Here is a 19,524-nt window from a genome sequence, read left to right on the forward strand (position 1 = left end):
CCATGAGCGACGAGAGGGACGCCGAAACGGCTCACGGGCGCAGGATCGGCACGCAGGAAGCGGCCCGGCTGCTCGGGGTGAAGCCGGCGACGGTGTACGCGTACGTCAGCCGCGGCCAGCTCACCAGCCGCCGCGACCCCGTCGGCCGGGGCAGCACCTTCGATGCGGCCGAGGTGGAGGAGCTGGCCCGGCGGAGCCGGCGCGAGGCCGCGGCTCCGGCGGGCGGGGAGCTGTCCGTACGCACCTCCCTCACGCTCATCGAGTCCGACCGGTACTACTTCCGGGGCGTGGACGCGGTGGCCCTGGCCTCCCGGTACCGCTACGAGGAGGTGGCCGAATGGCTCTGGACGGGGGCGATCGGCCACGGCGCCCGGTTCACCGCTCCTCCGGAGCCCCTCGCCGCTGCCCGGCGGGCGGTGGCGGCCCTGCCCGAGCACAGCGGGCCGGTCGACCGGCTCCGGGTGGCGGTCGCCGCCGCGGCCGTGGCCGATCCGCTGCGCTTCGACCTCTCGGAGGCGGCCGTACTGGGCTCCGCGCGCTGCCTGATCCCCACACTGGTCGCCGCACTGCCGGTGCTGGGCCCCGCCCAGTGGGCCGGGGACGGCCGCATCACCCGGCAGTTGTGGTCGCGCCTGACCACGCGGGAGCCGGACCCGGATGCGCTCGCCGCGCTGGACCTGGCGCTCGGGCTGCTGGTGGACCACGATCTGGCCGCCTCCACGCTGGCCGTACGGGTCGCCGCCTCGGCACGGGCCCATCCGTACGCGGCGGTGTCCGCGGGACTCGGCGCGCTGGAGGGTCCGCTGCACGGCGCGGCCGGACGTCTGGCGCACCGGATGCTGGTGGAGGTCCTGGAGCGGGGCGGGGCCGCGCCGGTGGTGGCGGAGTACCTGCGGGCGGGCCGCCGGGTACCGGGCCTGGGCCACCGGCTGTACCGGGGCGAAGACCCGCGGGCGCGGGCCCTCTTCGACCGGCTGGAGGGCCTGGCGCAGGCCGGTCCGGCCCTGGGTGCGGCCCGGGAGGTGGCCGCGGTCATGGCCCGGCAGGGCGGTCTGCACCCCAATGTGGACCTGGCGCTGGCGGTGCTGACGGTGTCCTGCGGGATGGAGGCGGAGGCCGGGGAGACGGTCTTCGCGGTGTCCCGGACGGCGGGCTGGATCGCGCACGCGCTGGAGGAGTACCAGGAGCGCCCCCTGCGCATGCGGCCCAGCGGCCAGTACCAGGGGCCCCGCCCGCCGCAGCCGATGCCGTGACCAGGGGGTGAACCAGAGCGCGTCCACGCCGGGTTCGGCGAGGTACGGCAGCAGGGCCCGGACGCCCGCGAGGTCGCCGGTGCCGTCCCCGTCGGCGAAGCTGCGGACGCGGGGGCGGCCCGTGGGCGGGGCGGCCGTGGTTCGGGGCGGCCCTGGCCCGGGGGCGGCCCCAGCGCGGGTCAGACCTTGAGGGAGCCCGCCGTCAGGCCGCTCATGATGTTGCGCTGGAAGACCGGGAAGACGGCGAGCGTGGGCGCCTATGCCATCGCGAGTGCGGCGACGAGATGGTTCTCGGGGACTCCCGTATACCGCTTGTGCCGAGGCCGACCTACGGTTGGTGTCCATGCGGTTCCCCCACATGAGCGCTCGGCGCCTCGGGCTGCCCAGACGGGCCGTCTCCCAGATCCTGCTGACCCAGCTGGCCATCGCCGCCGGGGTCGTCGTGCTGGCCACCGGGCTGTTCCTGGCACCGCTCGGCGCACAGCTCGACGACCAGGCCATGCGGCGCGCCCTGGCCATCGCCCAGAGCGCGGCGGCCGACCCCTCCCTGGCCGCCGACCTCCTGGACTCCGGGGCGACGGCGGACAGCCCGGTGCAGGCCACCGCCGAGCGGCTGCGGCGGGCCACCGGGGCCGAGTACGTGGTCGTCCTCGACCTGGACGGGATCCGCCACTCGCACCCCAGCCCCGACCGCATCGGACTGCCCGTCTCGACCGACCCGAGCGAGGCTCTGGCCGGCCGTGAGGTCATGGAGATCGACGAGGGCACCCTGGGCCGCTCGGCACGGGGCAAGGTCCCGCTGATCGCCGCCGACGGAGAGATCGTCGGAGCCGTCTCGGTCGGCATCGCCTACGACGGAGTCCGCGACCGGCTGCTCGGCGCCATCCCCGGGCTGTTCGCGTACGCCGGCGGCGCCCTCGCGGCAGGCGCCCTCGTCGCCTACCTGCTGTCCCGCAGGATCCAGCGGCAGACCCGGGACCTGGCCTTCTCCGACATCGCCGGGCTGCTCGCGGAGCGCGAGGCGATGCTGCACTCCATCCGCGAAGGCGTGATCGCCCTCGACCGGCACGGCCGGGTCCGCCTGGTCAACGACGAGGCAGCCCGCCTGCTCGGCCTCACCCCGCAGCACTCCCCGGCCCCTCCCGGCACGGCACCCGGCGCCGGCTCCGCGAGCACGGCCGGCAGTGCGGGCACGGCGGACTACGCGGCCACGGCGCCCGCGGGCAGCCTCACCGGACGCCCGCTGGACGAGGTGCTCGGCGCAGGCCGCACCGCCGACGTACTGTCCGGCCGGGTCACCGGCCGGGACCTGCTCACCGTGCAGGGACCCAGGGTCCTGGTCGCCAACCGGATGCCCACCGAGGACGGCGGAGCCGTCGCCACCCTCCGCGACCGCACCGAACTGGAGCACCTGAGCCGCGAGCTCGACTCCACCCGGGGCCTGATCGACGCCCTGCGCGCCCAGGACCACGAGCACGCCAACCGTCTCCACACCCTCCTCGGCCTGCTGGAGCTGGGCCTGCACGAGGAGGCGGTGGAATTCGTGACGGAGGTCGTCGGCGTGCACCGCACCACCGCCGAGCAGGTCACCGAGAAGGTCCACGACCCCTTGCTGGCCGCCCTCCTGGTGGGCAAGGCGACCGTGGCGGCGGAGCGCGGCGTCCCGCTGCGCCTGGCCGCGGCCAGCCTCCTCCCCGACCGCCTGGTGGACCCGGGCGGTCTCGTCACGATCGTCGGGAACCTGGTGGACAACGCCCTGGACGCCGCCGTCGGCTCGGCATCGCCGCTGGTCGAGGTGGAACTGCGCGCCGAAGGCCGGGCGGCGGTCCTGCGGGTGCGCGACAGCGGCCCCGGGGTCGCGGCCGCACACCGCGAGGAGATCTTCACCGAGGGCTGGTCGACCAAGCAGCCCGAGGCCCACCGCGAGCGCGGGCTGGGCCTCGCCCTCGTACGCCGCCTCGCGGAGCGGCAGGGCGGCACGGCCCGGGCCGGCGGGACAGCGGACGGAGGGGCGGAATTCTCCGTCGTACTCCCGGAGGCCCTGCGATGAACGAGACCCCGATCCACGTATTGGTCGTCGACGACGACGTGCGTGTTGCCCTGATCAACGCGGCCTACGTGGCGAAGGTTCCCGGCTTCCACGTGGCGGGCCGGGTCCACTCCGCCGCCGAGGCACTGGAGTTCCTCACCCGGCATCCCGTGGACCTGGTCCTGCTGGACCACTACCTGCCCGACGAGAACGGCCTCGACCTCGTCCGCCACATGCGCCGGCTCGGCCACGGCACGGACGTGATCATGGTCACGGCCGCGCGCGACCTGGCCACCGTCCAGGCCGCCATGCGCCTCGGCGCCCTCCAGTACCTGGTCAAGCCCTTCACCTTCGCCGGCCTGCGCTCCCGGCTGGAGGCGTACGGCACGCTGCGCCGCGCGCTGGACACCGGCGGCGAGGCCGAGCAGGCCGAGGTGGACCGGATCTTCGGGGCCCTGGCCGCTGCCGGATCCCCGAACGAGCTCCCCAAGGGCCATTCCCGGACCACCGCCGAACTGGTCCGCCAGGTCCTGCGCTCCGCCGAGGGCCCCCTGTCCACCCAGCAGATCGCCGACCGTGCGGGCATCAGCCGCCAGACCGCCCAGCGCTACCTGAAGCTCCTCGACCGCAGCGGCCGCGTCACCCTCGCCCTGCGCTACGGCGAGACCGGCCGTCCGGAGCACCGCTACACCTGGCTGCCCTCCGAGGGGGCCTGACGGCTCACACCGCCCCGGCGCCGGTGAGCGAGCGGACCTCGGTCTCCGCGTGCTTCGCCTCGTCCGCCTCTTCCACCGAGGTGACGGTGCCCAGCCAGCCCGCCAGGAAGCCCAGCGGGATCGAGACGATCCCCGGGTTCTGGAGCGGGAAGTACTGGAAGTCCGCCCCCGGGAAGAGGGACTCCGGGCTGCCCGACACCACCGGCGAAACCAGGACCAGCAGTACCGCCGGAATCAGCCCGCCGTAGACCGACCAGACGGCTCCGCGGGTGGTGAACCCGCGCCAGAACAGCGAGTACAGCAGCACCGGCAGATTGGCCGAGGCAGCCACCGCGAAGGCCAGCCCCACCAGGAAGGCCACGTTGAGGTTCTGGGCGAGCAGTCCGAGCGCGATCGCCACCGCCCCGATGCCCACGGCCGCGGTCCGGGCCACTGCGACCTCGCTGCGCTGCCGGGCATGCCGCCGCTTGAGGGAGGCGTACAGGTCGTGGGCGACGGAGGCGGAGGAGGCCAGGGTGATCCCGGCGACCACCGCGAGGATGGTGGCGAAGGCGATGGCGGCCACGAAGGCGAACAGCACCGTGCCCCCCGTGGATCCGGCGCCGCCGCCGAGGAAGGCGGCCAGCAGCGGAACGGCCGTGTTCCCCGAGGCGTTGGAGGCCCGTACCTGGTCCGGCCCGAGCAGCGCGGCGGCTCCGAAGCCGAGCACGATGGTCATCAGGTAGAAGCCGCCGATCAGGCCGATCGCCCACACCACCGAGCGGCGGGCCGCCCTCGCGGTGGGCACCGTGTAGAAGCGCGACAGGATGTGCGGCAGGCCGGCGGTCCCGAGGACCAGGGCCAGCCCGAGGCTCATGAAGTCGATGCGGGCGGTCCAGTCCCCGCCGTACTTGAGCCCGGGGCTCAGGAAGCGGGCCCCGTGCCCGCTGCGTTCGGCTGCGCTGCTGAGGAGCTGGTCGAAGTTCCCGTGGAACCGCAGCAGCACGAGCCCGGTCAGGGCGATCGCCCCGCCCATCAGCAGCACGGCCTTGACGATCTGGATCCAGGTCGTGGCCCGCATCCCGCCGAAGGACACGTACACGACCATGAGCGCGCCCACCCCGACCACGGCCAGCGTCCGGGCCACGGGGCTCGAACTCCCCAGCAGCAGACCGACCAGACTGCCCGCGCCGACCATCTGGGCGACGAGGTAGAGCACGGAGACGACGACCGAGGAAGTACCCGCCGCGATCCGCACCGGCCGCTCGCTCATGCGCGCGGCGATCACGTCGGCGAGGGTGAAGCGCCCGCAGTTGCGGACCAGTTCGGCGACGAGGAACAGCACGACGAGCCAGGCGACGAGGAAGCCGACCGAGTAGAGCATGCCGTCGTACCCGAAGAGGGCGATCAGCCCGGAGATTCCGAGGAAGGAGGCGGCGGACATGTAGTCGCCGGCGATGGCGAAACCGTTCTCCATCGGCGAGAACAGTCTCCCGCCCGCGTAGAACTCCTCCGCCGATCCGTGCCGGTTGCGGCTGACCCAGGTGGTGATGCCCAGGGTCACTGCGATGAAGACGCTGAACAGGATCAGCGCGAGGCTCTGGTGTTCGGTGGTCACCGGCCGCTCCCCCTCGCGCGGGTCCGCTCCTGGTCGCGTTCCTGCTCGAAGACGGTCCAGCGCAGGTCGAGTGCCGCCCGGTCCCGGCGCAGCCGCGCGTGCCGGGCGTAGGCCCAGGTCAGGAGGAAGGTGCTGAGGAACTGGCCGAGCCCCGCCACCATGGCGACGTTGATCGCGCCGGACACCGGCCGGGCCATCACTCCGGGCGCGACGGTGGCGGCGACCACGTAGGCCACGTACCAGAGCAGGAACCCCGCCGTCGCGGGGACGACGAACCCCCGGTAGCGGCTGCGCACTTCCTGGAAGGCCGCGCTGCGCTGCACTTCGAGGTAGATGTCGGACGCTCCGGGGGCGGGGTGGGCGGGCGCCGGACCGGGCGGCTCGCTCTCGCTCTCCCCCCACCCGACGGCCAGCGCGTCGTACCAGGGGTCGTCGAGCCGGATCGTTCCGGCATCGGGACCATCGTGCTTGTCCACCGAACTCTCCTTGTCCGCTGCCGCACTGGCCGCGTGCTCACAAGGATGTGCGGAAGGGACGTTTCGAGACTGGTGTCCGGGCGCTCTTCACTCCTTCAGGTGATGGAGTGAAGAGCGCCCGTCGTGGGGCCGTGCCGGGCTGACGCGTCAGGCGTCGATGCGCGAGCGGTCGAGGGTGGCCGCGGAGCTGGTGATGAACTCCTTGCGCGGCGCCACCTCATTGCCCATGAGCAGGTCGAAGACCGTCTCCGCCGAATCCAGATCGCCGATGTTGATCCGGCGCAGGGTGCGGAAGCGCGGGTCCATCGTGGTCTCCGCCAGCTGGTCCGCGTCCATCTCGCCGAGGCCCTTGTAGCGCTGGATCGAGTCCTTGTAGCGGATGTTCTTGCGCTGGTACTCGAGCAGGGTCTGGCGCAACTCGTTGTCCGAGTACGTGTACACGTACTTGTCCTGGCCCTTCTTGGGCTGGACCAGCTCGATCCGGTGCAGCGGCGGCACCGCGGCGAAGACCCGGCCCGCCTCGACCATGGGCCGCATGTACCGCTGGAAGAGCGTGAGCAGCAGGCAGCGGATGTGCGCGCCGTCGACATCGGCGTCGACGAGCAGGACGATCTTGCCGTACCGGGCGGCGTCGATGTCGAAGGTCCGGCCCGAGCCGGCTCCTATGACCTGGATGATCGCCCCGCACTCGGCGTTCTTGAGCATGTCCGAGATGGACGACTTCTGGACGTTGAGGATCTTGCCGCGGATGGGCAGGAGTGCCTGGAACTCGGAGTTCCGGGCGAGCTTGGCGGTGCCGAGGGCGGAGTCGCCCTCGACGATGAAGAGCTCGCTGCGCTCCACGTCGTCGCTGCGGCAGTCGGCCAGCTTCGCGGGCAGCGAGGAGGTCTCCAGCGCGGTCTTGCGGCGCTGCGCCTCCTTGTGCTGGCGGGCGGCGATCCTCGTCCGGGCGGCCGCGACGATCTTCTCCATCACGGCGCGGGCCTGCTGCTTGTCGTCGCGCTTGGTGGAGGTCAGGAAGGCCTTGAGCTCCTTGGCGACCACGGCGGCGACGATGCGGGTGGCCGCCGAGGTGCCGAGCACCTCCTTGGTCTGCCCCTCGAACTGCGGCTCGGCGAGGCGCACGGTGACGACGGCGGTCAGACCCTCGAGCGCGTCGTCCTTGACCACGTCGTCCTCGGCGACGCGCAGCAGCTTCGCCGAGCGCAGCACCTCGTTCACGGTCTTGGTGACGGAGCGCTCGAAACCGGACACGTGGGTGCCGCCCTTGGGGGTGGCGATGATGTTCACGAAGGACTTGAGGTTGGTCTCGTAGCCCGTGCCCCAGCGCAGGGCGATGTCCACGCCGAGCTCGCGGGTGACCTCGGTGGGCGTCATGTGGCCGCGGTCGTCGAGGACCGGGACGGTCTCCTTGAAGGTGCCCGAGCCCGTCAGGCGCAGCACGTCGCAGACGGCCTTGTCCTGGGCGAGGTAGTCGCAGAACTCGCTGATGCCCCCGTCGTAGCGGAAGACCTCCTCCGTCTTGCCGGCCCCGTCGATGCCGCGCTCGTCGCGGACGACCAGGGTCAGGCCGGGGACGAGGAAGGCGGTCTGGCGGGCGCGCTGGTAGAGCGTCTCCAGGGAGAGCCGGGCGTCCTTGAGGAAGATCTGGCGGTCGGCCCAGTAGCGGATCCGGGTGCCGGTCTTGCCCTTGGCGATCCGCTTGACCTTGCGCAGGCCGTTGGCCGGATCGAAGGGGCTGTCGGGGCCCTGCTCCGTGAACATGCCGGGGACGCCGCGGCGGAAGCTGATGGCGTGCGTCGAGCTGCCCCGGTCGACCTCGACGTCCAGCCGGGCGGAGAGGGCGTTGACCACGGAGGCGCCGACGCCGTGCAGGCCGCCGGAGGCCGCGTAGGAGCCGCCTCCGAACTTTCCGCCGGCGTGCAGCTTGGTCATGACGACCTCGACGCCGGACAGGCCGGTCTTGGGCTCGACGTCCACGGGGATGCCGCGGCCGTTGTCCCGGACCTCCACGGAGGCGTCCTCGTGGAGGATCACCTCGATGTGGTCGCAGTAGCCGCCCAGGGCCTCGTCGACGGAATTGTCGATGATCTCCCAGAGGCAGTGCATGAGGCCCCGGCTGTCGGTCGAGCCGATATACATGCCGGGACGCTTGCGGACGGCCTCCAGCCCTTCGAGGACGAGCAGGTGCCGCGCGGTGTAGTTGGAACCGTCCCGGTCTGCTCCGGACAGCAGCGCGCTGGAAGGCACGGACGTGTCGGCGGTCACGCAGTTCGCTCCTCGCTGAATTTCTTTTCTGGCCCGGTAGGGCGCAGGGGTGGCTCGGGTGCCGGTGGAAGGGTACCGAGGCCAGGTAGAGCCGATGCAACGCCACCCTCGCGCATTCCTCAGCCTAGTCCAGATCCGCACGGATGTTCGATCCCCCGTGCGGGTGAAGCAAACATCACGTTCCCTTCCGCGCATGAACCATTTAGGGTTCGGGCACGTCCTCATGAACAACCTGGCGCTCAGCCGGGGGAGGATGGAACTGCGACAAGCGCACGACTGACAACGCGAAACCGTAAAGCAACGCAATACGGCTCCTTCGCCGCCAACCGGCAGCAGCCGGCCAGCTTCGGAAGGAAGTTTCGAGGAAAAGCCGCGAGCGGGAACGTTTTCGGCCTGGTTGGATGTTGACCCTGGTACGACAGCTCGTCGAGCTAGAGAAGAGGCGACGTGACTACTGTTCTGACACCCGCGACCCCGCTGACGGCCGCTGACCGATGCGACCGTTGCGGCGCCCAGGCATATCTGCGCGTCGTCCTGCTGAGCGGCGGTGAACTGCTCTTCTGCGCCCACCACGGGCGTAAGTTCGAGCCGGAACTCAAGAAGATCGCCGCGGAAATACAGGATGAGACCGAGCGGCTCACGTCCGCTCCGGCTGCCAATGCCGACACCGAGGACCGCTGACACAGGCCTGTACCTCGCATCCGACGAGCCAGGACCGGCCACGCCGGTCGACGGGCGGCACCCCTGAGACCCAGGGGTGGCCGCCCGTCCTCACGTGAGCGCCCGTCCAGGCCCGGAGGCCGGCGTCCCGGATCAGGGGCCGCCGGCCTCCGGCGCTTCCTCCCGGACCGGCTCATCCGTTCGATGCCCCTCCACGGGCCCTGCCGGCGGTACGGAGCGCCTCGGGGCACCGCCCGCGACGTCCTGGACCCCGCCCGGCTGCGCGCCCGTCACCGGGGCCGTCACGAACTCCGCCAGCGGAGCGATCCGCGTGTACACGCCGGGACTGTCGGCCCGCCCGCAGCCGCGCCCCCACGACACCAGCCCGATGAGCCTGCCCTTCGCCACCAGCGGTCCCCCGCTGTCGCCCTGGCAGGCGTCCTTGCCGCCCCTGCCGTCCCCGGCGCACACCATGGACTCCGCGCGGTACTGCCCGTCGGCGTCCCCCGGGTAGGCCCGCCCGCAGACCTCGTCCGCCAGTACGGTCACCCGCGCGGCACGCAGCGCGTACGCGTAGTCACCGAAGCCGCTGGTGTCGCCCCAGCCGTACACGGCGGCCTCCGTGCCCGCCGCGTACGCGGTGTCCCCCGGCCCGGCCATCGGGATCACGTGCTGCGCCGGAACCGCCTCGACGAGCTCCAGCACGGCGAGGTCCCCGGCATTGCTCCCCGGGTCGTACGCCGGGTTCACCCGGGCCGCACGCACCGCGATCTCCCTGCCGTCCGTCGCACGCAGCTCCGTACGCCCGGCGATCACCCGGAGGTCGGGGACGGATTCGACGGGGCCGCCCAGCACCTGGCTGCCCAGGCAGTGCGCCGCGGTCACGACCGTGGTCGGGGCCACGACGACGCCCCCGCAGAACTGCCCGCCCCGCGTACCCCCGAACCGGTCACGGCTGGCGAGGGCCACCACCCAGGGGCTGTCCGCCACCTTCACCGGCTTGCCCCCGATCACCACGCTGTCTGCGGCTGCCCGGGGCGCCTGGGCCAGCGGCGCCGCGACCGCTCCCGCCGCCAGGGTCAGCGCTCCCGCCAGAGCACGGGCAATGGGACGACGCATGAGGCCTCCTGACTCCGAGTGTGCATGACTCCACCCAGAGTGGGATGACCAGTGGCCGTGCGCACCCGCGCACGGCCACTCACGTACGGTCCCCGGCGTCGCCCGCCGGTCAGTCCAGGTAGTCGCGCAGCACCTGCGAACGCGACGGGTGGCGCAGCTTCGACATGGTCTTGGACTCGATCTGACGGATCCGCTCGCGCGTGACGCCGTAGACCTTGCCGATCTCGTCGAGGGTCTTGGGCTGGCCGTCCGTGAGGCCGAAGCGCATCGAGACCACGCCGGCCTCGCGCTCGCTCAGGGTGTCCAGCACCGAGTGCAGCTGCTCCTGCAGGAGCGTGAAGCTCACGGCGTCGGCCGGCACGACGGCCTCGGAGTCCTCGATGAGGTCGCCGAACTCGCTGTCGCCGTCCTCGCCGAGCGGGGTGTGCAGGGAGATCGGCTCGCGGCCGTACTTCTGGACCTCGATGACCTTCTCGGGGGTCATGTCGAGTTCCTTGGCCAGCTCCTCCGGGGTGGGCTCGCGGCCCAGGTCCTGGAGCATCTGGCGCTGCACGCGGGCGAGCTTGTTGATGACCTCGACCATGTGCACCGGGATGCGGATGGTGCGGGCCTGGTCGGCCATGGCGCGGGTGATCGCCTGCCGGATCCACCACGTCGCGTAGGTGGAGAACTTGTAGCCCTTGGTGTAGTCGAACTTCTCGACCGCACGGATCAGACCCAGGTTGCCCTCCTGGATCAGGTCGAGGAAGAGCATGCCGCGGCCGGTGTAGCGCTTGGCCAGGGAGACCACGAGGCGGAGGTTGGCCTCCAGCAGGTGGTTCTTCGCGCGGCGGCCGTCCTCGGAGATGATCTCCAGCTCGCGCTTGAGCTTGGGCGCCAGCTTGTCCGAGTTCGCCAGCTTGTCCTCGGCGAAGAGACCCGCCTCGATGCGCTTGGCGAGCTCGACCTCCTGCTCGGCGTTGAGGAGGGGGACCTTGCCGATCTGCTTGAGGTAGTCCTTGACCGGGTCCGCGGTGGCACCTGCGACCACGACCTGCTGGGCGGGGGCGTCGTCCTCGTCGTCGGAGATGACGAAGCCCTTGTTCTCGCCGCCCTCCTCTTCCTCGTCGGCCTCGGCCTTCGCGGCGTCGGGACCCTCCTCGGGGGCCTCCTCGCCACCGGCCTCGTCGGCGTCCTTCTTGGCTGCGGTCTTCTTCGCCGCGGTCTTCTTCGCGGCGGTCTTCCGTGCGGGCGCGGCCTTCTTCGCCGCCGTCCTCTTCGCCGCCGTCTTCTTCGCGGCGGGCTCGGTTCCGGGCTCCTCCGCCGCGAGGGCGTCCGCCGCCTCCGGGTCCACGGTCCCGGCCGCCGGGGCCGCGGCGTCGGCGGTGCTCGCCGTCGTCTTCGCCGCCGTCTTCCTGGCTACGGGTTCGGTGGCCGTCCGCTTGGCCGGGCTCTTCGCTGCGACGCTCTTGCGGGTGGTGCGCTTGGGCGACTCCGCGGCACTGACCATCAGCGTCACACCCTCTTCCTCGAGGATCTGGTTGAGGCTGCGCAGAACATTCTTCCACTGGGTCGCAGGAATCTGGTCAGCCTCGAAGGCCCGACGCACGTCATCGCCGGCGATCTGCCCCTCGGCCTTGCCCCGCTCGATGAGCGCCATCACAGACTCGGAATCGGCGATCTCCGGCGGGAGCGTACGGGATGTGCTGGCCGACACGAACAACCTCTCGGAACGATGGAAACGGCTTCCGACCCCGGGCCTCGTGGTGCTGGACCGGAGCCGACGACCACCGACTGGGGATGGGCCGGGGGCGCGGGCAGGGGCCGGGGAGCTGCACAGCACCCACAAGGGCTGCTGTTCCCTCCGTCGGCCATCACCTCTTAGGTCATCGCGGGACCTCGCAGAGCGTTACGCCCAATCTTCGTGGCCCAAGTCACACCTCGTATGGATTGATGCCGGTCATAGGTCCATACGTCCGGGCGCGGCTCGGCCCGGGCGCCCGGAGGGGCCGCACACCGGTGTCGCCGGACCCGACCGGGCCCGGCGACAGCTCGTGCACCCCCGCGCGTCCGCCCCTCAGTGCTCGCGCGGGGCGGGGACCACGCGCTCGACCTCCGGATGCACTGTCAGGAGCTGACGCATCGCGTTCTCCGCGCCCGTCGCGTCACCGGACGCGAGGGCCTCGACCATGCGGGCGTGGTGCGCGACGCAGGTCTCGCTCGGCCGGTCGCAGGCGGTGACCGGGCTGCCGGAGACCTGGAGGGCGGCGGACACGATGCCGGAGAGGTGTTCCAGCATGCGGTTGCCCGCGACCTGGATCAGCAGCGCGTGGAACTCGTTGTCGGCGCGCGCGAAGGTGATCGCGTCGCCCTGGCCGAGGGCGTGGCCCATGATCTCGACCATGTCGGCGAGCCGCTGCTGGATGTCGGGGCGGCCGTGGCCCGCGGCGAGGCGGGCGGCGAGCGGTTCGATGGTCCAGCGGAGTTCGTTCAGCTCGCGGCGCTGGTCGTCGCGCTGGGGGCCGAAGGCCCGCCACTCGATGATGTCGGGGTCGAGCAGGTTCCAGTCGGCGACGGGCCGGACCCGGGTGCCCACGTTGGGGCGGGCGCTGACGAGGCCCTTGGCCTCCAGGACCCGCAGCGATTCGCGGACGACCGTGCGGGAGACCTCGAAGCGCTGGCCGATCTCCTCGGGGACCAGGGGGCGGTCCGCGCCGAGGTCGCCGGAGACGATCATCTGGCCGAGCTGCTGGACGAGTTGGCCGTGCAGGCCGCGGCCGCGGCTGCCGGCCGCGCGCCGGCCCACGCGGCTCAACTCGACGTCGGCACCGTCCCATTGGGGCGCTCCGGCGCGGTCGGACCCGGGGGCCTCCGCGTAGGGGTAGCGGTCGAGTTCGCCCGGGCCGGCGAGGCCGGAGTCGGCATGGCGGGCGGCGGTCATCATGGTGTGCGCAAGGGTACTCACGAATCCTTTGTCGGCCGCGCCTCCATCACCCTTGAGGTCTTTGGTGAAAAGCACACGAAAGGGTGATCGGTGCCACCTACGCAATTGACGACTTATCGTAAAGAACCGGGCCTTTTATGGGGAGTTGCGGTCTGCTTGACGCGAGGCGGAACGCAACGGTCCCGGACAGGACTCCTCCTGCTCCTGAACGATCACCAACGGACTCTGCTGCGCAGTCCGGTGAACCCATAGGCGCACAACAGGACCATCAGCGACAGCACGAGCGCGGTTCCGACGGGCTGTGCCATCACCCGCAAGGCCCCGAGGAGCAGGCGGTCGGCCTCCGGCGGCCACTGCACCCAGGCCAGACCCCGCAGCCGGGGGCCGAGTCCGGTCATCGGGTACGCGGACGAGCCTTCCAGCGCCCGGCGTACCAGCGGGACCACGATCACCGGTACGGCGAGCACCGCGGCCAGGCCGGCGGTGGCGGACCGGAAGACGCCCGAGGCCAGGACGCCGGCCCAGGCGCAGCCGATGAGCAGGCCGGCCCAGCTGGCGGCCGGGGCGAGCCACTCCGCCGGAGTGCGCAGCGGGCCGCTGTCGAACACGAGGGCCAGCGCGGCGGCGTCCGCCGTGACGGCCAGGGTGCCCAGCAGGAGGGCGAGGGCTGCGGCGACGCCGAGTTTGGCGGCGAGCAGCCCCATCCGGCGGGGCACGGTGCCGCGGTCCGCGGCGAGCGCCGGATAGCGGTACTCCTCACCGAAGGCCAGGGCGCCGAGCAGCCCCGCCCCGAGCGCGGCGGGCGGCAGCGGCAGCAGCTCCGGCCAGGCGGCGAGCAGCCGGTTCTGCGGGGTGTGCCCGGCCCTGGCCAGCACCAGGGTGGTGAGGACGGAGACGGCGACGACGAGCGCGGCGGTGAGGACGGGCGTGGCGGTGCCGAAGACGCGCAGCAGCTCGTAGCGCAGCGGCCGGAGCGGTCCGCCCACGCGGCGCACCGCGGAGACGGGACGCTGTGCCCGGGCATGCCGCGGATGCCCGCCCGCCGCTTCTTCGGCGGCCTCACCGGCTGCCGTTCCCGCGGCCTCGCCCGGCACCTCGGCGGAGGCCGCACCGGCGCCCGGGACCGCATCCGGGGCCGGGCCGGAGAAAGGCGCGGATCCGGCCGCGGGGCGGGCGTGCGGGAGCGGTGGCGTCGGCGCGCCGGCATCGCCCGTCTCATCGGCGAGGCGGTGGACCAGCACGCCGTGCCGGAAGGCCGCTTCGCCGACCTCGGCGCAGTTGCTCCCGTACACCGACAGGCGGCTGCCGCTCTCCTCGACGATCTCCACCGCGCGGTGCGCCGCCCGGGCCTCGCGGCCCAGCACATCGGCCAGCCGGGCCGCGTGCGGGGTGCGCACGGCGACCCTCGGCCGCAGCCGGGTCCGGGCGAACTCGGCGGCGTCCTGGTCGGCGACGAGCCGGCCCCCCGCGATGCTGACGACCCGGTCTGCGCTGCGGGCGGCTTCCTTGGCGTCGTCCGTGGTGAACAGCACCGCTCCGCCGAGGGAGGCGTGGCCGCGCAGCAGCCCGTGCAGCCAGCCGCGTTCACGGGGGGAGAGTCCGGCGCCCGGTTCGTCGAGGAGCAGGGTGCACGGATCGGCGATGAGCGCTGCGGCCAGGGCGACCCGGCGCTCCATCCCGAGGGAGAGCGATCCGAGCCGCTGGTCGCGCAGCCCGGCCACCCCGACGACCTCCAGCATGGTGTCGGCCCGTGAGGCCGGCACGCCGGAGGCTGCGCAGAGCATTCGCAGCTGGTTGCGGACGGTCCGTGCGGGATTGCCGGGGACGTCGCCGAGCAGCACGCCGACCTCACGGCCGGGGTGCGGGATCCGGTGCAGCGGCCGGCCGCGGAAGTAGGTGACGCCGCGCCCCGGCTCGAGTTCGAGCATGAGCCGCAGCGCGGTGGTCTTGCCCGATCCCGGCTCGCCGAGCAGGGCGGTCACGGCCCCCGGGCGGGCCTCGAAGGTGAGGTCGTCCACACGGGGCGGGGCGTTGTGGCGGGAGGTGCTGGTGAGTCCGATGGCCTGGAGCATCGCTTCTCTCGCGGGGGGTGAGACCGCTCTGCGGCAGGGTGAGTACCGCAAACAAGATAACGCGATATGTCCGATTTTCGGCGCAACCGGCCCTTCGGAGCGTCAGACTTCCGGGCGCAGCATCGGCGGGTTGAGCAGTGTGGCCCCGCCTGCCCGGAACAGCTGTGCCGGGCGCCCGCCCTGACGGGTCGTCGTCCCTCCGGCCGGCACGAGGAATCCGGGTGTGCCGGTGACCTTGCGGTGGAAGTTGCGCGGGTCCAGAGCGACGCCCCAGACGGCCTCGTAGACCCTGCGCAGCTCGCCGACGGTGAACTCGGGCGGGCAGAAGGCGGTGGCCAGCGAGGAGTACTCGATCTTCGAGCGGGCGCGCTCCACGCCGTCGGCGAGGATCCGGGCGTGGTCGAAGGCGAGCCCCGCGGACGCCTGGTCCAAGGGGGCCAGCAGCTCGTCGACCGGGGCCCAGCGGGCGCTGTTGGCGTCCCCGCCGGCGCGCGGCGCAGGCAGGTCCGGAGCCAGCACCAGGTGCGCCACGCTGACGACACGCATCCGCGGATCCCGCTTCGGGTCGCCGTAGGTCGCCAGCTGTTCGAGGTGCGCCCCGTTGCCCGCGCCCGGTACGGCGGGGTCGTGGGCGCAGAGCCCGGTTTCCTCGGAGAGCTCCCGGGCCGCGGCCGCGCCCAGGTCCTCGTCTCCTCGGACGAATCCTCCGGGCAGCGCCCAGCGTCCCTGGAACGGTGACTCACCCCTGCGGACCACCAGCGCGCAGAGCGCGTGGCGCCGCACGGTGAGCACGACCAGGTCGACGGTGACGGCGAAGGGCGGAAAGGCCGACGGGTCGTAGGGCGACATGCCGCGATCATAGTCGTCTGCCTGACGATAAACAGCTCTTTGGTGACCTTGGAACCACTGTTCTGCGCGCTAGCCTCCCAGTTGGAGCGCATCGGCCGCCTCCTCCACCATGGCCAGGCCCAGCCTGCTGATCCGGACGGCGAACGGCTCGCCCGCCACCCTCAGGCCCGAGAGCCGGAGCTCCCCGAGGGGAGCGCCGGGGAGGGGAACGAGGGCGACCGTGCCGGCGGGGGCGTCCGGGCGGATTCCGGCGAGGGCGGTCAGCGCGTGGACCCCCGCCGCCGCGGCCACGGCCGCCGGCCGGCAGGCCGCCGGGTGCGGGAGCGGGACGCCTGCCGTGGTGCGCTGCTCGGACGCGAACATCTCGGGCAGCCGGTACCCGAAGGCCTCGGCCGCGTCGAGCAGGCCGCCGAGCAGGCCGGTGGCCTCCTTCTCGAAGCCCGCCTGGGCCAGACCTGCCACCGCCACCGCGCTCTCGTACGCGCGCACCGCCCCGGAGCGGTGGCCGAACGGGTTGTGCCCCGGCTCCTTGACTGCCATGCTCCGCAGCCCCCATCCGCAGTCCATGGCGGGGGCTCCGAGCAGCCGGGCCAGCTGCTCGGTGCACGTCCGGTCCAGGAGCCCCGGGGCGAGGCGCCCGCCGCCGAGCAGTCCGGTGTCGAGGAGGTGGGCGGCGGCCCCCGTGAGCCGGGGCAGCGGCCGTCCGTCGGGGTGCAGGGCCGCCGCGGGCCGGCCCCCGTCCGGGCCGTCGATCCAGAACCCGGCCCGGAACCGCTCCCGCAGCCGAGCCGCGCGCTCCCGCCACTCCTCGGCCCCGGGGCGCCCGCAGGCGGCAAGGAGGTCGGCCCCCAGCAGGGCGGCCCGGTGGGCGTGGGCCTGGGTCTCGCAGCGCCGCGGCCCGGGATCGGGGTCGGCCAGGAAGCCGTCCTCCCCGAGCGCCGCGCGCAGCCACTCCAGACACCGCTCGGCGGCCGGAAGCAGCTTGGCCAGCTCCTCCTCCGGCATCCCCCAGAGCCGGGCTTCGGCGAGCACCGCGGGGAAGGCCAGCGTCGCCTCCGTGCCGGTGCACCCCGGGGGGAGCTGCGGGCCCGCTCCCCGCAGGGGACCAGGGATCTTCCCGGCCTCGGGCCCACGCCCGCCGGTCTGGGTGCGGGCCAGGACGCGCAAGGTGGCCGCCGCGAGCCCGGTACCGAGGGGCAGTGCCATCCTGGCGGCCCAGAGCGCTTCGGCCGGAGCCAGCCCCAGCCGCCAGGGCGCGCCCGCCGCGGCGAAGCAGTCCCCCGGCTGCTCCGGGTCCCGCAGCAGCAGCGCGCCCAGGTCGGCGACGCTGCTCCCGAACCACGCCTCGGCCCTCGGGTCGTCCCCCTCGGCCCGGGCCCCGGCCAGCGGGTTGGCCACCTGTCCGGCGGGTGCCCGCGCCGAGCGGTCCTGCGTGGTCCGCAGCTCGATGGTGCGGGCCTCGCCGGGGCCCAGTTCGAGCTGCCAGCGCAGCAGCCCGGCCGAGGCCAGCGCGTCGTCGGGCGGCGGATCGGCGGCGGTGACGGCCTGGGCCCCGCCCGTGCTCCAGCGCAGCCCGGCCGCGTGCACCCCGGCGGGCAGTTCCGGCCCGGTCGCACCGGCGGCCACCGCGGCCAGTTCGGCCAGGTCGGTACCGAGCAGCACCTCCACCGGAAGCCGGACCGGGCGGACGGCGAAGCTGCGCAGGGTGATCCGCTCGGTGCCGTCCGCGTGCCGGACCCGTTCCACCCCGATGTCCGGGTCGGGTCCGGGCTCGGCCCCGGTCCGCACCGTCGCGGTGAAGGCCGCCCGGTCGGCTCCGAGGCTGCGCCCCCGGACCGCGACCGGGTCGCGGCCGCCGACCCGCAGGATGCAGCGGGACAGCAGCCGCCGCCCCGAGCGGTAGATCCCGTCGATCCCCCGCCCGGTCAGCTGCCCGTGCTCCGGGGAGATGACCAGGCAGGGCGCGGCGACGCAGATGACGGCTCCGTGCACAGGCGGCAGTTCGGACCTGCGGGCGCCGGGAACCGCGGCGGGGCGGGGAGGTGCGGGGTGGGACATGTGTCGCCTTGTCTGCGCTCCGGTCGGTTCGGCTGGGCGGCGGCGCGGCCGGGTCCCCGCCACCCTCCGTGGGAACGCCCCCACCCCCGCGCGGGTCACGGTCCCCGGCGCCGGGCGGGTCACGGGCCCCGGCGCCGGGCCGGGAAGCCCGGGCCGGAGGCCGCGCCGCAGGATCAGGCCGAGGGTGGTCCGCAGGAGGCCCGCCCGCGTGCGGCACGGGGTCTGCCGGCGCGGGCTCACCGGTCGCTCCTCACGGTGCGGCGGGACTCGCGGCGGGTGGCGCTCCGCTTGCGGCGGCCGGGCGGGCGGGTCCCCGCCTTCGCACGTGCGCGCCGTGGCTCGCGGCGGCCGCGCTCTTCCCGCAGGCACTGCCTGAGCCCCTCGGGGTCGATGCCCTCGTTGCAGGCGTGGTGGAGGAGCTGGGCGAAGCGGTACTCGGCGTCCGCCCGCAGGGCGAGGCCGAGGGCGATGCGGGCAGTCGGTTCGTCGCCGGTGGACCAGCAGACCCAGCCGGCGAGGGTGAGGGGGGCCGCCGCGTGCTCGCCGTAGGCCCCGACGCAGCGCCGGGCCAGGGCACGCCAGAGCCTCAGGGCGGGAGCCGCCTCCTCGCCCTCCATCCATTCCGCGGCGACGTCCCGGATCTGGCGGTCCTGGAGGCCGAGGATCAGCGCCGCGGCCTCGTCGTGGGTCAGCAGCGCGTCGTCCCGGTCGTCGGCGAGCGGCCCGCCCTCGGCCGGAAGGGCGAGGGCCATGCGCCGCATCAGGCTCCCGGCGAGCGAGATGGTCTCGGCGCCGACCTCCTCCCTGGTCGCCCCGTCGAGGATCTTCGGGACCAGGGCCCCGGCCGCCCGGTCGAGGGCCCGCTCCATCTCTTCGGCGACGGGCCCGGTCAGCGGAGCGAGCCGCCGTTCGATCTCCTTCAGGGAGCCCCGGACCCGGAGCCCCGCGAACGTGGCCTCGGCGGCCAGCACCGAGGTCCCGGCGGCGGGCATCGGACTGCCTTCGGCCGGGCAGCAGGGGCCGTCGGGGCAGACGTAGGACCAGTAGCGGCCCGCGGAGAGGCACAGGGCCTCCAGTACGGGCACGTCCAGCGCGCCGCAGGCCCGCCTGATGCGCTGGGCGAGCGGGCGCAGCCGGGTCATCACCCGCTGCCCGCTCTCCTCCCCGCGCGGCTCCTGGCAGAGGAAGACGACGATGCCGTCGGGCTTGCCTCCGCGCCGTGCGCTGCCGCGGATCAGGCAGTCCGCGACCTGCCGTGCGGTGTCCTCCCATTCGGCGGTGGCGGTGGGGATGCCGACGCGGAGCCGGCCGCCGAAGCGGCCGCCCTCACCGTGCACGGCGACCATGACGAGGGAATCGGTCGGGTGGAACCCGAGCATGTAGGGCAGCGCGTCGGCCAGTTCGGCCGGGCTGCGCAGGGTGATCTGCGGTTCGGTCGCGGCTCCGGCCGTATCCACGGAGGGCCGCTCGGACGGGTCGTGTGATGCGTGGCTGTTCGTCATGC

At 73.4% G+C, this 19,524-nt stretch carries 14 protein-coding genes and 1 pseudogene; 4 read left to right on the forward strand and 11 right to left on the reverse strand.

The annotated features are described in order from the left end of the window. Window positions 1-2 precede the first annotated feature (2 nt). The gene (locus ACIGFK_RS30880) at window positions 3-1,253 is read left to right on the forward strand and encodes a citrate synthase (RefSeq protein ID WP_376656743.1); all 1,251 of its coding nucleotides are present in this window, start codon (window positions 3-5) and stop codon (window positions 1,251-1,253) included. Between the two features lie 179 nt (window positions 1,254-1,432). Here ACIGFK_RS30880 and ACIGFK_RS30885 read toward each other — a convergent pair. Beyond that, window positions 1,433-1,558: pseudogene (locus tag ACIGFK_RS30885) on the reverse strand (carbohydrate ABC transporter permease); the annotation flags it as partial. Between the two features lie 53 nt (window positions 1,559-1,611). Here ACIGFK_RS30885 and ACIGFK_RS30890 point away from each other — a divergent pair. Continuing rightward, window positions 1,612-3,303, forward strand: a complete 1,692-nt coding sequence (locus ACIGFK_RS30890; RefSeq protein ID WP_376656744.1) for an ATP-binding protein — start codon at window positions 1,612-1,614, stop codon at window positions 3,301-3,303. Then, window positions 3,300-3,998 carry a response regulator gene (locus ACIGFK_RS30895; protein ID WP_376656745.1) on the forward strand — a complete coding sequence of 233 codons (699 nt, stop codon included), beginning with the start codon at window positions 3,300-3,302 and terminating at the stop codon, window positions 3,996-3,998. The genes ACIGFK_RS30890 and ACIGFK_RS30895 overlap by 4 nt, the downstream gene beginning before the upstream one ends. A 4-nt stretch (window positions 3,999-4,002) precedes the next feature. Here the strand turns inward: ACIGFK_RS30895 and ACIGFK_RS30900 are convergent, their stop codons facing one another. From ACIGFK_RS30900 to ACIGFK_RS30910, 3 genes are all read right to left on the reverse strand, one after another. Next, a complete protein-coding gene (locus ACIGFK_RS30900; RefSeq protein WP_376656746.1) occupies window positions 4,003-5,595 on the reverse strand; it encodes a cation acetate symporter in 1,593 nt (530 codons plus the stop codon). Next, window positions 5,592-6,071, reverse strand: coding sequence for a DUF485 domain-containing protein (locus ACIGFK_RS30905; RefSeq protein WP_376656747.1), 480 nt, complete (start codon window positions 6,069-6,071; stop codon window positions 5,592-5,594). The genes ACIGFK_RS30900 and ACIGFK_RS30905 overlap by 4 nt, the downstream gene beginning before the upstream one ends. Window positions 6,072-6,218: 147 nt before the next feature. Further along, complete coding sequence (locus ACIGFK_RS30910) at window positions 6,219-8,339, reverse strand: type IIA DNA topoisomerase subunit B (RefSeq protein ID WP_400054478.1); 2,121 nt, start codon at window positions 8,337-8,339, stop codon at window positions 6,219-6,221. Between the two features lie 447 nt (window positions 8,340-8,786). Between ACIGFK_RS30910 and ACIGFK_RS30915 the strand changes: the two genes are divergently transcribed. Next, window positions 8,787-9,020 (forward strand): hypothetical protein, encoded by a 234-nt coding sequence (locus ACIGFK_RS30915; RefSeq protein WP_243631750.1) that lies wholly within the window; start codon window positions 8,787-8,789, stop codon window positions 9,018-9,020. Between the two features lie 132 nt (window positions 9,021-9,152). Here ACIGFK_RS30915 and ACIGFK_RS30920 read toward each other — a convergent pair whose 3' ends face one another. The 7 genes from ACIGFK_RS30920 to ACIGFK_RS30950 all read right to left on the reverse strand — a co-directional run bounded on the left by ACIGFK_RS30920 (window position 9,153) and on the right by ACIGFK_RS30950 (window position 19,522). Then, on the reverse strand, window positions 9,153-10,118 hold the full coding sequence (locus ACIGFK_RS30920) for a S1 family peptidase (RefSeq protein WP_400054480.1): 966 nt from the start codon (window positions 10,116-10,118) through the stop codon (window positions 9,153-9,155). 109 nt (window positions 10,119-10,227) lie between these two features. Continuing rightward, window positions 10,228-11,820 carry an RNA polymerase sigma factor gene (locus tag ACIGFK_RS30925; RefSeq protein WP_376660535.1) on the reverse strand — a complete coding sequence of 531 codons (1,593 nt, stop codon included), beginning with the start codon at window positions 11,818-11,820 and terminating at the stop codon, window positions 10,228-10,230. Between the two features lie 354 nt (window positions 11,821-12,174). Next, complete coding sequence (locus ACIGFK_RS30930; protein ID WP_376660534.1) at window positions 12,175-13,062, reverse strand: FadR/GntR family transcriptional regulator; 888 nt, start codon at window positions 13,060-13,062, stop codon at window positions 12,175-12,177. Between the two features lie 191 nt (window positions 13,063-13,253). Then, a complete protein-coding gene (locus ACIGFK_RS30935) occupies window positions 13,254-15,113 on the reverse strand; it encodes an ATP-binding cassette domain-containing protein (RefSeq protein ID WP_400054483.1) in 1,860 nt (619 codons plus the stop codon). Between the two features lie 102 nt (window positions 15,114-15,215). After that, a complete protein-coding gene (locus ACIGFK_RS30940; protein WP_376660532.1) occupies window positions 15,216-15,962 on the reverse strand; it encodes an NUDIX domain-containing protein in 747 nt (248 codons plus the stop codon). Window positions 15,963-16,031: 69 nt separating this feature from the next. Beyond that, entirely contained in the window at window positions 16,032-18,020 is a 1,989-nt protein-coding gene (locus ACIGFK_RS30945) for a glycogen debranching N-terminal domain-containing protein (protein ID WP_386466316.1), read from the reverse strand. A 236-nt stretch (window positions 18,021-18,256) separates the two neighbouring features. Then, window positions 18,257-19,522 carry a DUF4192 domain-containing protein gene (locus ACIGFK_RS30950; protein WP_386466319.1) on the reverse strand — a complete coding sequence of 422 codons (1,266 nt, stop codon included), beginning with the start codon at window positions 19,520-19,522 and terminating at the stop codon, window positions 18,257-18,259. Window positions 19,523-19,524 lie beyond the last annotated feature (2 nt).

It is taken from the genome of Streptomyces sp. NPDC085524 (genome assembly GCF_044541755.1).
Classification (GTDB): Bacteria; Actinomycetota; Actinomycetes; order Streptomycetales; family Streptomycetaceae; genus Streptomyces.